At 71.0% G+C, this 12,756-nt stretch carries 13 protein-coding genes; 3 read left to right on the forward strand and 10 right to left on the reverse strand.

From position 1 onward, the window contains the following. Positions 1-29: 29 nt before the first annotated feature. Positions 30-785, forward strand: a complete 756-nt coding sequence (locus ASC70_RS10765) for a FadR/GntR family transcriptional regulator (RefSeq protein WP_056049879.1) — start codon at positions 30-32, stop codon at positions 783-785. A gap of 114 nt (positions 786-899) precedes the next feature. Next, a complete protein-coding gene (locus tag ASC70_RS10770) occupies positions 900-1,226 on the forward strand; it encodes a hypothetical protein (protein ID WP_047409126.1) in 327 nt (108 codons plus the stop codon). 19 nt (positions 1,227-1,245) lie between these two features. On the opposite strand, the gene ASC70_RS10775 is transcribed toward ASC70_RS10770, so the two are convergent. The 10 genes from ASC70_RS10775 to ASC70_RS10820 form a co-directional block, all read right to left on the reverse strand. Next, complete coding sequence (locus ASC70_RS10775; protein WP_056049882.1) at positions 1,246-3,261, reverse strand: ATP-binding protein; 2,016 nt, start codon at positions 3,259-3,261, stop codon at positions 1,246-1,248. Further along, complete coding sequence (locus tag ASC70_RS10780) at positions 3,258-3,983, reverse strand: response regulator (RefSeq protein WP_056049885.1); 726 nt, start codon at positions 3,981-3,983, stop codon at positions 3,258-3,260. Before ASC70_RS10780 ends, ASC70_RS10775 begins: the two co-directional genes overlap by 4 nt. A 116-nt stretch (positions 3,984-4,099) precedes the next feature. Further along, on the reverse strand, positions 4,100-5,074 hold the full coding sequence (gene virB11, locus ASC70_RS10785) for a P-type DNA transfer ATPase VirB11 (RefSeq protein ID WP_056049888.1): 975 nt from the start codon (positions 5,072-5,074) through the stop codon (positions 4,100-4,102). Further along, on the reverse strand, positions 5,075-6,136 hold the full coding sequence (locus tag ASC70_RS10790) for a TrbI/VirB10 family protein (RefSeq protein ID WP_056049890.1): 1,062 nt from the start codon (positions 6,134-6,136) through the stop codon (positions 5,075-5,077). Beyond that, positions 6,133-6,942, reverse strand: coding sequence for a TrbG/VirB9 family P-type conjugative transfer protein (locus ASC70_RS10795; RefSeq protein ID WP_056049893.1), 810 nt, complete (start codon positions 6,940-6,942; stop codon positions 6,133-6,135). The genes ASC70_RS10790 and ASC70_RS10795 overlap by 4 nt, the downstream gene beginning before the upstream one ends. Beyond that, positions 6,939-8,099 (reverse strand): type IV secretion system protein, encoded by a 1,161-nt coding sequence (locus ASC70_RS10800; protein ID WP_056049896.1) that lies wholly within the window; start codon positions 8,097-8,099, stop codon positions 6,939-6,941. The genes ASC70_RS10795 and ASC70_RS10800 overlap by 4 nt, the downstream gene beginning before the upstream one ends. Continuing rightward, positions 8,096-10,504, reverse strand: coding sequence for a VirB4 family type IV secretion/conjugal transfer ATPase (locus ASC70_RS10805; protein WP_056049900.1), 2,409 nt, complete (start codon positions 10,502-10,504; stop codon positions 8,096-8,098). Before ASC70_RS10805 ends, ASC70_RS10800 begins: the two co-directional genes overlap by 4 nt. 19 nt (positions 10,505-10,523) lie before the next feature. Continuing rightward, positions 10,524-10,808, reverse strand: coding sequence for a type IV secretion system protein VirB3 (locus ASC70_RS10810; RefSeq protein WP_056049903.1), 285 nt, complete (start codon positions 10,806-10,808; stop codon positions 10,524-10,526). Between the two features lies 1 nt (position 10,809). Then, positions 10,810-11,040 (reverse strand): TrbC/VirB2 family protein, encoded by a 231-nt coding sequence (locus ASC70_RS10815; protein ID WP_052196820.1) that lies wholly within the window; start codon positions 11,038-11,040, stop codon positions 10,810-10,812. Beyond that, positions 11,037-11,600: a lytic transglycosylase domain-containing protein gene (locus ASC70_RS10820; protein WP_056049905.1), complete on the reverse strand. Its 564-nt coding sequence runs from the start codon at positions 11,598-11,600 to the stop codon at positions 11,037-11,039. Before ASC70_RS10820 ends, ASC70_RS10815 begins: the two co-directional genes overlap by 4 nt. A 227-nt stretch (positions 11,601-11,827) precedes the next feature. Between ASC70_RS10820 and ASC70_RS10825 the strand changes: the two genes are divergently transcribed. Then, the gene (locus ASC70_RS10825; protein ID WP_056049908.1) at positions 11,828-12,754 is read left to right on the forward strand and encodes an intradiol ring-cleavage dioxygenase; all 927 of its coding nucleotides are present in this window, start codon (positions 11,828-11,830) and stop codon (positions 12,752-12,754) included. Positions 12,755-12,756: the final 2 nt, after the last annotated feature.

The following is a 12,756-nucleotide window of genomic DNA, read 5'->3' on the forward strand; positions in this document are numbered from 1 at the left end:
TGGAGCCGCAGAATCCAGAGTGAGTTTTGATGCGCGGCGCGCCAGATCCCCAGAAGCTCTACCAGCAGGTGGCCCGTTCGATCGCGGCCTCGATCGCCGAGGGACGCTATGTCCCCGGCGACCGCTTGCCGTCCGAGCGGGGTCTGGCCGACTCGTTCGGCGTCAGCCGGCCAACAATCCGCGACGCGATGATCGCCCTGGAATTCCAAGGCCTGGTCGAAGCGCGCCAGGGCTCGGGCGTCTATGTCATGGCGCGGGGCAAGCCCGAGGACGACACGACCGAGGCCGAGGTCAGCGCCCTGGAACTGACCGAGGCCCGCCGCCTGTTCGAGGGTGAGGCCTGCGCCCTGGCCGCCGCCGCCGTCAGCGACGAGCAGCTCGCCGCCCTGGAGCGGATGGTTCGCGAACTGGCCGGCCTGGCTGGCACGGAGGACGGCGAACGGCTGGAGCACGACTTCCACCTGGCCGTGGCCCACGCCACCCGCAACGCCGCCATCGTCGCGGCGGTGGAGGAAATCTGGACGCTGCGCCGGCAGTTCGGCGACTGCGGCGCCCAGCTGCGCCGGGTGCGTCTGGCCGATCCCGAGGCCTTCGCCGAGGATCACCGCCGCATCGTCGCCAGCCTGCGCGACCGTGATCCCAAGGAAGCGCGCCGGGTGATTCACGAGCACTTGAACCGCACGGTCGAGGCCCTGTTGTCGATGGCCGAACGTGACGCGCTGGAACGCACGCGCCAGGAGATGGCCGACCGCCGCGACGAGCTTCTCCGCCGCACCGCCATCTGACGTTGTTTTTGAAGGCGCGCTGTTCTCCGGCGCGATAATTCGCCGCACAAATCAAGGCCTTGCGGGCGCCGTGCCGCGCGTGCTGACCTCTCCCCCTGGAATCAGGGGGAAGTAATGTCGGATAAATTGGCGCCCGCGAGCGTTGAGACGGTGCTGAAGGCGATCTCGGCCGAGATGTCGTTCGCCGCGGTGGCGTGTGGGCATCTGGACGTGGCGCTGGGCAAGATCCTCGACGTCGTGCCTGACGAGCACCGTCTGTCGGTGATGCAGGAGCTGCACACGGTCGACCTGCTGGCCCAGCACATCACCGCCCTGACCGACTTCACCGGCAACCTGTCGCAGCAGCACGGCCAGGGCGTGCTCGAGGTCAACGACTCCCTCGGGGCCATCACGCTGGGCGACGTCGCCGCCCGTCTGCGCGCCTCGATCGTGGCCGAATAGACGTTTCGCGGACGCCGGATCAGGCCGCCGCGGCCGTGCGCGCAGGCCGGGCCTCGGGCAGGCGCAGCTCGGCGATGAGGCCCTTCGGCGCCGCGCGCAGCCGCAGGTCGCCGCCGTGCGCGCGGATCGTCGAGCGCGACACCGACAAGCCGAGGCCGACGCCGGCCTTCCCCGATGCGCGGGCGGCGACGCTGCGGTAGAACGGCTGGAAGACCCGCTCCAGGTCCTCGGTCGCCAGGCCAGGGCCATCATCGGCGACCTCGATCCAGGCCTCGCCGTCACGAACGTCCAGCCGCACGATCGCGCGCTCGCCGTATTTGAGGGCGTTGTCGATCAGGTTCTCGACGACACGCTGCACGCCGACGACGTCGATCTCGGCTAGGACGGGCGGCCCTGGCTCGAGCTTGGCGGGGCCCGGCGCGTCGTCGACGACCACTTCCAGCAGCGACCGCAGGTCCACGACCTGCCGTTTTCCCACCTGGGTCTCGTCGCGCATGAAGCTGAGGACCGAGGCGATCATCTCCTCCATCTGATCCATGTCGCGGCCGATGGCGACGCGCAGGGCGGGCGAGGCGCGTTCCAGCTTGAAGCGCATCCGGGTCAGCGGCGTACGCAGGTCGTGCGAGATGGCCCGGATCATGCCGGTGCGGTCCTCGACATAGCGCTTCAGGCGCTGCTGCATCAGGTTGAAGGCGTCGGCGGCCTTGCCGATCTCGGCCGGACCGGACAGCGGCGGCAGGTCGGCCGAAGGCTCGCGGCCCAGGCGGTCGGCGGACTCGGCGAAGACCTTCAGCGGCGCGGCCAGGCGCCAGGCCACGAAAAGGGCCAGCGGTGCGATCAGGGCGACCGACAGCCCGAACCACAGCAGCACCCGCCGCTGCCAGCTGTTGAGGAAGCCCTCGGGCTGTGGACGCACGGTGGCCCAACGCCCGTCGGCGATCTTCATGGCGGCGACGAACTCGCCCTCGATATAGGGCGCCTGGCCGAGGCGGAAGCCGCCGACATTCGGCGGCGGCAAGGTGCGGTCAGGGACGGCGGGGAGCGGCGCTCGCGCTTGCGGCTGGGGCGGCGACGGCCGGGGCATGGCCGCGATCACCGCCTCGGTGGCGGGGCGTATCGGCTCGATCCGCGTGGGCGTGGCGACGGGCGGCTCGGCGGCGGGCGCTTCGACTGGCGGGGCCGTGACGGCTGGCGGCGCGGAGCGAACGGGCTCCTGGGCGGGGGTCAGGACGATACGGCTGGGGCGAGCAAAGACCGCGGCGTCCAGCGGCGAGCGGATGATCGGCCCGCGCGGCGGTCCACCCACGGTCGCTGGCGAGGCTGGTGATCCAGGGGCGCGGCCGGGCTGGGCCTGGCCCATCGAGGGCGGGGCGCCGCCGGGTCCCCTCATGGCGCCGCCGGCGGAGGAGGGCGTCGGCGAGCCAGGAAAGCTCCCCGGCGCACGCATGACCCGCATCTGTGGCGACGAAGGCCGCTGGGGCATCGGGCCACCGGCCGGGAAGCCGCCTGGCGGACCCATGCCCGCGGATCTCATGTCGGAAGGCGGAAAGCCGCCCGGACCGCCGGAACTCATTCCCGGCGGAGGGCCGCCCGGCCCGGCGGCGCCGCCAGCCTGTCCGACCTGGACCATGCGGGACATGAAGAGCGCGGGCGCGGCCTCGGCGCGCGGCGGTGGCGGCATCGGCGTTCCACCGGCCAAGGGCGGCGGCGCGTAGAACAGCAGGCGCACGTCGGACTCTGCCACGCCCACCATGCGGGCGAGATCCTTGGTGGCCGGCGCGGAGACCACCCAGCCAGGGCTCTGCAGGCTGGGCGCGGCGGTCTCGAAGGTCAGCACCAGAGGTCGATTTGAAGCTTGGGCCGCGCCCCCGCGCAGCGCCGCGCTGATGTCGGTCAGGCTGTACTGACGCGGCGGATCGGGCGGGAAGAACACCGTCAGGGCCAGGGTCACCACCTGGGCGGCGGCGAGCGCGCCGACCACGATGGCCATGATCTGGGCCCACAGGGGCGGGCTGAGGCGCCGGCGCCAGGTCATTCGCCGACCACGCCGGCGTCCAGCATGTAGCCGACGCCGCGATAGGTGCGGATCAGCTCGCGGTCCGTCTGGTCCTGGATCTTGCGGCGCAGGCGGCTGATATGCAGGTCGACGGCGCGACCCATCTCTTCGGTGTCATCCGAGCGCAGCAGGGCGATCAGGTCCTCGCGCGGCACCACTTGCCGCGCGCGCTCCAGCAGCGCGCCCAGGATCGCCAGCTCGCTGCGGGTCAGGAGCAGGATCGTCCCGTTCGGCGCGCTCAGCTGGCGGGCGGCGAGGTCGAGGCGGAAGTCGGCGAAGCGGTAGACGTTGGTCTTGCGTGTCGAGGCGCCGGCGGGACGTCGCCGCAACAGCGCCTTCACGCGGGCCAGCAGTTCGCGCGGCATGATCGGCTTGACCACATAGTCGTCGGCCCCGAGCTCCAGGCCCAGGATCCGGTCGATCGGGTCGCCCAGCGCGGTCAGCATCAGGATGGCGGGGCCGTCGCCGCCGGCCAGGGCGCGACACAGCGACAGGCCATCCTCGCCGGGCAGGTTCACGTCGAGCACGGCCACCTGGATCGCGCGCTCGGCCAGGACCCGCCGCGCGGTCGCCGCGTCGCCGGCCTCGTGGACGACGTGGCCGTTATCGGTCAGGTAGGCGGTCATCTCCCGGCGAAGCTCGAGGTCGTCCTCGACCAGCAAAATCTCGGCGATGGGGGTCGTGACGGTCTGCAGGCTCATGGTCCCGACAGTAAACCACGAGCTTAAGCGCGTGGTCACATCGTTTCCGGCCCGACGCGTGGACGGACGGTCCGGAAGCGCACGCGCCCAGCGCGCGGCATGGGCCGTCGAGACGCTCATGGCCGCAGCAGCCGAAGATCAAGGATGCGCCGCTCGCCGTCGACGCGGCCCAGTTGCACCACCACGTCCGCCACCGAGCGGACATAGGCCAGGATCTCGGTTCGCGGCAGCGCCATGCCGCCCTGCATGACCATCAGGGCGATCTGCTCCAGCGCGCCCTCGGGCGTGTTGGCGTGGACGGTGGTGAACGATCCGGGGTGGCCGGTGTTGATCGCCCGCAGAAAGGTGGCCGCCTCGCTCCCCCGGATCTCGCCGACGATGATCCGGTCCGGACGCAGGCGCAGCGCGGCCTGCAGCAGGTCGTCGACGCTGACGCGCGCCTCGCCCAGGTCGCCCTTCACGGCGGTCAGGCCCAGAGCGTTGGGCTGGCGGACCGCGATCTCGGGGGTGTCCTCGACCAGCACGATCCGCTCGTCCCGCGGCACGGCCTTCAAAAGGCTGTTGAGGAAGGTGGTCTTGCCGGACGAGGTGCCGCCCGAGATCAGGATGGTCTTTCGCGCGGCCACGGCGTGCTTGAGGAAGCCGATCGGGTCGCGCCACGCCTCGGCTTCGTCGTCCTGCGGCGGGGCGCAGGCGCTTGGCGGCGACAGCGGACCTCTGTCATAGGCGTCGAGATCGAGGTCGGTCGTCAGGTGCCGACGGATGGCCATGGCCCAGTGGCGACGGGTCGCGGGCGGGCCGACCATCTGCACGCGCTCGCCTGAGGGCAGCACCGCCGCCAACAAAGGGCTCTGCCGGTTCACCGCCTGATGTCCGGCTCGGGCGATCTGGGCGGCCAAGCGGCCCATCAGCTCGTCGGTGACCTCGGGAGCGTCGAAGCGCTGCATGGCCGGTTGGCCGGCCGCCTCGATCCAGACCTCGCCGGGCCGGTTGACCAGCACCTCGCTGACGTCGGGTTGCTCCAGCCAGCGTGCGAACGGACGTAGGTAGCTGCGCAGGTAGACGCCGTCGAACGGGATCGGCTCGGCCATCTAACGGTCTCCGAACACCAGATCGCGGGCGGCGAACACCTGGATCGGCGCGCCCAGCGGCACGCGGATGGTCGGCGCGATCCGGGTGTCGCTCTGCAGCGCCTGGCTCGCCGCGCCGGTGGCGTCGGAGCCGGAATTGATCACCAGCGCCGTCGAGCTTCCACCGACGAGCGCGCCGGGCAGGGCGCTGACCACCGACAGCAGCATCGCGCCGCCGAACCGCTGCAGGAAGTGCCGATCGACCTTGCCGCCCAGGCCCGTCTGGCCGCTCTCGTCCATGGCCGGCGATCCCAAGGCGATGGAGACCCCGTCGGGCCGGATCAGCCGCGTCCACACCACGAAGGCCCGACTCTGGCCCGAGGACAGGCCGCTCTTGTACTGGCCGATCAGGCGGCTGCCGCGCGGAATGACCACGCCGCTGCCATCGAAGCCGCGTACGTCGCGACTGACGATGGCGCGAGCGTAGCCGGGCAGGTCGGAGTTCAGCGCCGTCTCCAGCACCGCCGCGATCATTGTGCCCTGGACGACGGTGTGGGCCGGATCGGCCAAGCTTTCGCTGCGGGCCGGTCCGTTGTCGCCGCTGACCCGCAGCGAAAACTGCTCGTCGGCCGACAGGGCCGCGCCGTTGGGCTTGGCCTCGCCGGTGTTGGCGGGCTTGGCGGGGCCGAGGGCGAGCAGGCCGTCGGTGTTGTCGATGATCATCGGGTTGGCGCGGGACTGGTTCGGATCGATCACGTTGGCCGGTGTTCCCGAGGTCAGCGGCGCCGGCGGCGCCGCAACCGGCGCGCGAACGATCGGTGCGGCTTGGGCGACTGGCTGCGCGGTTTCGGCTTCGAGGTTCGTGCGCGGCTCGGCCTTGGTGGTCTGGTGGCCGGACAGAGTCACCAGGGTCAGGGCTCCCAGCGCGATGGCCCCCGCGCCGCCGGCCAGCATGCCCAGATCCACGCCGCCTTGAGCCTTGCCCACCTGAGGCGCGGCGCGGACCGAGGCTCCGGCCAGGTCGTCGGGGGAGAGCTCCAGGCGCGGGTCGCGGCCCTGGCGATCGAGGCTCAGCGTAGTCATCGGGCGGTCCTCCGGCGGCCGAACAGGTCGCGGCTGGCGGTCTCGGCGGCGACTTCCGGGCGCGGCTGGGGTGAGCCCGCGTCGAGACTGGGGGTCTGGTAGGCGTCGTTGTAGAGCACGGCCACCGCGTTACCCCGCCGCAGCACGAAGGCCGGCGCCACCTGGGCCAGGACCAGGTAGTCGCCCTCGCTGGTGAAGCTGACCGGCGTTTCGGACTTGTCGGCGGCGACGGCGAAGACGGCCGGCGTGGTCGAGCCCTCGGCCCAGCGGAAATAGGTCGCCCGGCCATTGTCGAAGATGCGCTGAGGCACGTTCTCGCGCGCGCCGGAAAAGGTGTAGGCGGCGTTGCGCTGTTCGGGCGGCGGGACGGCGGGTTCGGGGGGCTTGGTCTCGGTCGCGACCAGCGGTGGCGCGGCGGGCTCCTCGGGATAGGTGAACCGCACGCTGTAGGCCACCGCGCCCCGGCGGCAGGCCGGGGTGTCGCGGGCCACCAGCTCGAAGGCGTAGCGACGGCGATCGGTCGACACCGTCATGTTCGAGTGCGTGGTCCGGTAGGCCGGTTTGACGAACAGCATGTTGGCCCGCTTGTTGGGCGAGACCAGCCATTGGGCGGCCTCGCCCAGGCCGACGTTCTCGATCCGCTCGTCGGGGCCGAACTCGACCAGGGTCTGGAAGCCGAAGCAGCCCTCCAGGCGCACGATCGTATCCGGGTCATAGGCCAGCTTGCGGAGGCGGGCGTCGGCCTGGACCTGGCCAGCGGCCAGGGCCAGCAGCGCGGCGGCGCCGAGGAGGAGGACTGGTCTCATGATCCGATGATCCCCGAGAGTGAGCGGCCGGGCGCGGCCGGGCGGAAGGTTTGGCCAAGACCGGCCACGCGACGCTCGGCGGCGGCGCGTGGCGCCGGAGCGGAGGACGGAAGCGCGTCGACGGCGATCTCGACGCGACGGTCGGCGGCGCGCGACTCCTCGCGGATCAGGGCGGCCGCGACGCCGCCCACGCGGTCGTCGTTGGCGGGGCGGTGATCCGTGAGACCGGCGGTCGTGTGACGGGCCCCCTGGTCGAGGAAGGAGGTCTGGGCGAGCTCGGTCGTGCTGGACCCCGGCGCGCCGCTGGGCAGTCGCCAGCCTCGGGTCAGGGCGATGGCGGTTGCGGCCAGGGCCAACAGCAGGCCAGCATAGATCACTGAGACGCCGAACAGCGTCGCGATGGGGCGCATGCGCTCGACGGCGCCCAGCGGATCGTCGGCGATCGCCGCGATGGCTGGCCCCAGCACGGACAGCAGGCCCGAGCCGCCGACCACGATCAGCAGCGGCGCCAGCGCGAAGCCGACCGACAGCCGCAGCCAGCCCTCGAACAGCCCACGCGTACCGCCGAACAAGCCCAGGGCGATGAAGACAGGGCCGAGCGCCAGCAGCGCCGCCAGGATGATCCGCGCGATGACCAGCAGGCCCAGGGTGGTGACCAGGATCAGCCCGGCGCTGGACCAGATCAGGTTGGTGGCCATGTCCAGCTTGGGCGAGCGCGGACCGATCGACAGGCTCTGGCCAATCTGGAACACGGCGTCGAACAGCTGGTCCAACCGCGCGGCGAAGGCGCGGGTCGCGCCGGATTGCGCGCCGAGCAGGGCCGAGGCGACCTGGTCGGGGCCGCCGGTCAGCAGGCCATAGACCACCGCGTGATAGGCCGGCCAGGCGGTCGCGAACGCCAGGATGAAGCCCAGGCTCAGCAGGCGCGGCCCCAGGGCGCGCAGGGTCAGGCGCGTGCGGCCGGTGATCAGGCCCAGGGCGATGATCGCCACGTACAGGGTCAGGCCCGCGGTCAGCGCCCCGCCCAGCACGCCATGTGCGCCGAAGACGTGGCCATAGCCCGAAGCGACCGCGCCATTGACCTGGCAATCCAAGGCCTCGAGCGCTCCGGCCAGGCTGGCGCCGTCGTCGATCCGCAAGGGCGCGCAGCCGCTCATGACACGCTCCTCAGACGGGTGACGGGAGTTGGCGGCGGCTCGCCGGGATAGGGCGCGCCGATCAGGACCTCCCACCACCGCGCGGGGTGGTCGCCCAGGCGCCGGCGCAGGTCGTCCAGCGTCCGGACCTTGGCCTCGCGGCCGGACAGGGCGGTCAGCAGGTCGGGCATGCCCGACAGGTCCAGCCGCGCCACGACGCTGTGATTGCCGTGCTTGACCAGGAAGCAGTGGGCGTGGGCGGGCAGGCCCTGGATCAGGGAGAGCTCGTGCTCGGTCAGGCCGAAGCCGTCGCAATAGTCGGCGGCCTGGGCTCGGGGATTGGGCATGAAGATCTGGGTCGCGGTCTGCTCGATGATGGCGCTGGCGACCCGGCTTTCCAGGGCGTCGCGGGCGCTCTGGGTGCCGAAGCCGACGACGGCGTTGCGCTTGCGCAGGGTCTTCATCCAGTCGCGGATCCGCGTGGCGAACACCTCGTCGTCCAGCGCCTTCCAGCCCTCGTCGATCAGGATCAGGGTCGGCGTTCCGTCCAGCCGCTCCTCGATCCGGTGGAACAGGTACATCAGGGCGGGGGTGCGCAGGACCGGGTCGTCGAGGATCTCGGTCATGTCGAAGCCAAGCGTCGCCCGCGACAGGTCGAGGCGGTCGGCCGCGTTGTCGAACAGCCAGGCGTGCTCGCCGTCGCCGCACCACGGCGCGAGGCGCGAGGCCAGGTCGCCCGGCTCGGGACGCCGCAGTCCGCCCAGCAGTTCGCGGAAATAGCGTGGACGGCGGTAGGTCGGCTCCTGGTCGTAGTTGGCGTCGACGGCATCGGCGACGATCTTTTCGTCCTCCGCCGACAGGGTCTCGCCCGGCTTGCAGACCAGGCGCGCGACCCAGCTGCGCAGGAAACCCCGGTTGGCCGGGGTGTCGGGCAGCTGCAGCGGATTGAAGCCGGTCGGCTGGCCCGGGCGCAGCGCGGCGTAGTGGCCGTCGATCCCGCGCAGGAAGATCTCGGCCCCGCGATCCTTGTCGAAGCAGATCGTGCGCGGGGCGAGCTTCTGGGCCTGGGCGGCCAGGAAGTTCAGGACCACGGTCTTGCCTGAACCGGACGGCCCGATAATCGTGAAGTTGCCGAGGTCGCCTTCGTGGAGGTTGAAGAAGTACGGCGTGCCCGACGTGGTCTCCAGCACGGTGATCGCCTGTCCCCAGTGGTTGCCTTCGGCCCGACCGATCGGGAAGCCGTGCAGCGAGGCCAGGCTGGCGAAGGCGCCGGTCGAGAGCAGGGCCTTGCGCGCGGCATAGGCCTCGTTGCCGGGAAACTGGGCCCAGAAGGTCGGCTCTAGGGCCAAGTCCTCGCGCACCGCGATCGCGCCGACGTCGGCCAAGGCCGCGGCGCAGTCGGCGACCGCGCGGTCCAGCGCCTCCAGGCTCTCGGCGCGGATCAGGACGCTGAACTGGTGCTCACCCAGGGCCGACTTGCCCGAGGCCAGGTCGTCCTTGGCCTCGACCAAGCCGCGCTTGAGACTGGCGGAATCCTCGTCGGCGGCGCGGAAGCGGCGTAGGGCCAGCGAGACCTGCTCCAGGCCGGTCTGGCGGTCGAGGAAGGCGAACCCCTCGGCCAGGGTCATCTCGAACGGCAGGCGCAGCAGGGCGTCGAGCAGGCCCGGGGTGGCGAAGGGCGGATATTCCTTCAGCGACAGGATCGCGCAGAAGTCCTTGGCCGCCGTCGCGCCCTTCCGCTCGATCGTCTCGTGGCCGAAGCTGATCCGGCGATAGGGCAGGTGATGGCCGACGTCGCCGGTCGGGGCCAGGACCGGCCGCATCTCGCCGTTGTAGAGCGCCGACAGGAATTCCAACGGCTCGGAGCAGCGGCCGTTGACCGTCTCGTAGTCGCCCAGCAGGCGCGGGCCGTAGGGCGCGAGCGCCGACATCAGGGCTTCGCGCGCGCCGTCCAGTTCGCGCGTTTCACGCATCAGGGTCGCCGCCTGCGCCTCGGCCGAACGCCCGGCGAACAGGCCGGTCAGACGCTCGGCCAGGCCGGCCTTGCCCTTGGCCGGACGGCGCAGAATGCTGACGAACAGGTCGTTGACGAACAGTCGCCGCGACCTGAGCCGATCCTGCCAACGGCGGTCGATCTCGGCGCAGACCGGATCGTCGAAGCGGCTCTCCAGCCCGGCCTCGACCCGCCTGCGGATGATATGGTGGCGGATGACATAGCGGGAATCGCCCACCGCTCGCAGGGCCGCGTCGCGGGCGGCCTGCTTATGGTTCAGGTCGGCGGTGTCGGCCGTCTCGAAGGCGAAACCGGTCAGGTGCAGGACCTGCAGCAGCGCGCCGTCGCGCAGCACGACGGTGTCGCCGCCCAGCAGGCTGTCATAGGGCAGCCGGTCGCCGGCGCGGGGGTCTTGGCGTTGGAAGAGGCGCATCGCTTGCTCGGATGGGGGCTCAGGGGGCGTAGCTGTTGCAGCGCCAGCGACGCCAATCGGGCGTGCGCGGGCAGCGGCTGACGCGGGTCAGCCACAGGTCGAAGATCCGGGGCTCGCGCAGGCAGGCCAGATAGCCGACGGCATGGACCGCCACCGCCGCGCCAAGGGCCCAGAAGCTGCGCGTGACCAGGAAGGCTTCGGTCGTCACCACGCCGTTGATGATGAAGAACGAATAGGTCACGCCGCCGAACATCTGCGGCTGAGTCAGGGCCCGGAAGATCGGCGATCGCGAGAGCGAGGCCATCTCAGCCCGCCGCCGCCTGGATGCCGCCGACGATGGTGGTGGCGCCGAACAGGATGAAGCAGCCTAGGACCACCGTCGCGCCCATGCGCCAGTTGATCCGACCGGTCAGCATCATGAAGCCGACCATGGCCACGGCGATGACCGCGACGGCGGTGGCGACATTGCCCAGCAACGTGCCTTGCACCCAGCCGAGGGCGGCGATGATCGGGCCCGAGCCCGCGGGATCTCTCATTGTGAGCTTCCTTCGTTCTTGGCCTGCGCCAGGTCGGCGAGGCGATCCAGGTTGCGGCCGACATAGGTCCGGGTCTCGGCGAAGGGCGGGACGCCGCCGTATCGCGTTACCCGGCCGGCGCCGGCGTTGTAGGCGGCCAGGGCCAGGTCGATCCGGCCGTCGAACCGGTCGAGCAGGACGCGCAGGTGGCGCGCGCCGCCCATGATGTTCTGCCGGGGATCCCAGGGATCGACGCCCAGGCCGCGCGCCGTGGCCGGCATCAGCTGCATCAGGCCGATCGCGCCGGCCGGCGACACCGCCCGCGGGTCGAGGGCGGACTCGGTGCGAGCGACGGCCGCCAGGAAGTCTGGGTCGAGATCGTTCGCGCTGGCGGCGGCCTCGAACGCGGCGCGATAGGGCATGGGGGGTTTGGCGGGCGGCGCGCCGGGCGCGGCCGACCAGCCGCCGCCGATTTTCCGGACCGCGCCGTCGTCGCCGATCTCGAGGACCTGGGCCCTGGCCGCCGAGGCGATCGCCAGGATGGCGAGCGTCGCGGTCCAGGTTCTGGCGGATGTCCTCACGTCTTGGTCTCCGTCTCGCCCGCTCGGGGCGGCGAAACGGAGTAGACGGCGCGATTGTGAGAGCAGTCGGGCGTGTTCGTATTGGCTTTGTATCGACCGCGATCAGGGACGATACGAAGCCAATACAGTCGAGCCCCACTTAGACCTCAGCGGCTGGCCATTGCTCCCGACAGCCGCGTTGCGGTGCGAACCGTTCGCGCCGCCGAGCAAGGGAGAGACACAGCGCGATGCAAGAACACGATCATCTGGAAGACCATGATCGGGGCCTCAATCACGACCTTGAGGTCATGGCCACGCGGACCCTCGCCCGACGCAAACTGCTCAGCCTGTTCGCGGTTGGCGGGACCGGCGCGCTGATCGCCGCGTGCGGCGGCGGCGGATCGTCGAGCACCGGGACCACCTCGACCGCCTCGACCACCACCACCACGACGACGACCGGGACCACCACGACCGGCACGACGACCACCACCACCGGCACGACCACGACATCCAGCTGCGTCGCCGATCCGACCGAGACCAACGGGCCTTACCCGTCGGACGGCACCAACACCGTGAGCGGCGTGGTCTCCAACAGCCTGACGACCAGCGGTGTCGTGCGCAGCGACATCCGCTCCAGCTTCGGCAGCTACAGCGGCACGGCCGACGGCGTGTTGCTGACCCTGAAGGTCAAGGTGGTGAACACCAATTCCAGCTGCGCGAACCTCTCCGGTTACGCGGTCTATGTCTGGCACTGCGACGCCCTGGGGCGCTACTCGCTCTATTCTAGCGGCGTGACCAGCCAGAACTATCTGCGCGGCGTCCAGGTCACCGACGCCAATGGCGAGGTGACCTTCACCACCATCTGGCCGGCCTGCTACGATGGTCGCTGGCCGCACATCCACTTCGAGATCTTCCCGAGCCTGGCGACGGCGACCACCCAGCGCAACGCCACGCTGACCTCGCAGTTCGCCATGCCGTCGGCCGTCTGCACGACGATCTACAACGGCTCGAGCCTCTATTCGGCGTCGATCAGCAACTTCGCGAAGGTCAGCGTGACGACCGACGGCGTGTTCGGCGACAACACCACGACCCAGATCGCAGCCATGACCCCGACCGTGACTGGCAGCCTCTCGGCCGGTTACGCCGCCACGGTGACCGTCGGCGTCGCCGTCTAAGG

This window comes from Caulobacter sp. Root343, from assembly GCF_001425745.1.
In the GTDB taxonomy this organism is placed as follows: domain Bacteria; phylum Pseudomonadota; class Alphaproteobacteria; order Caulobacterales; family Caulobacteraceae; genus Caulobacter.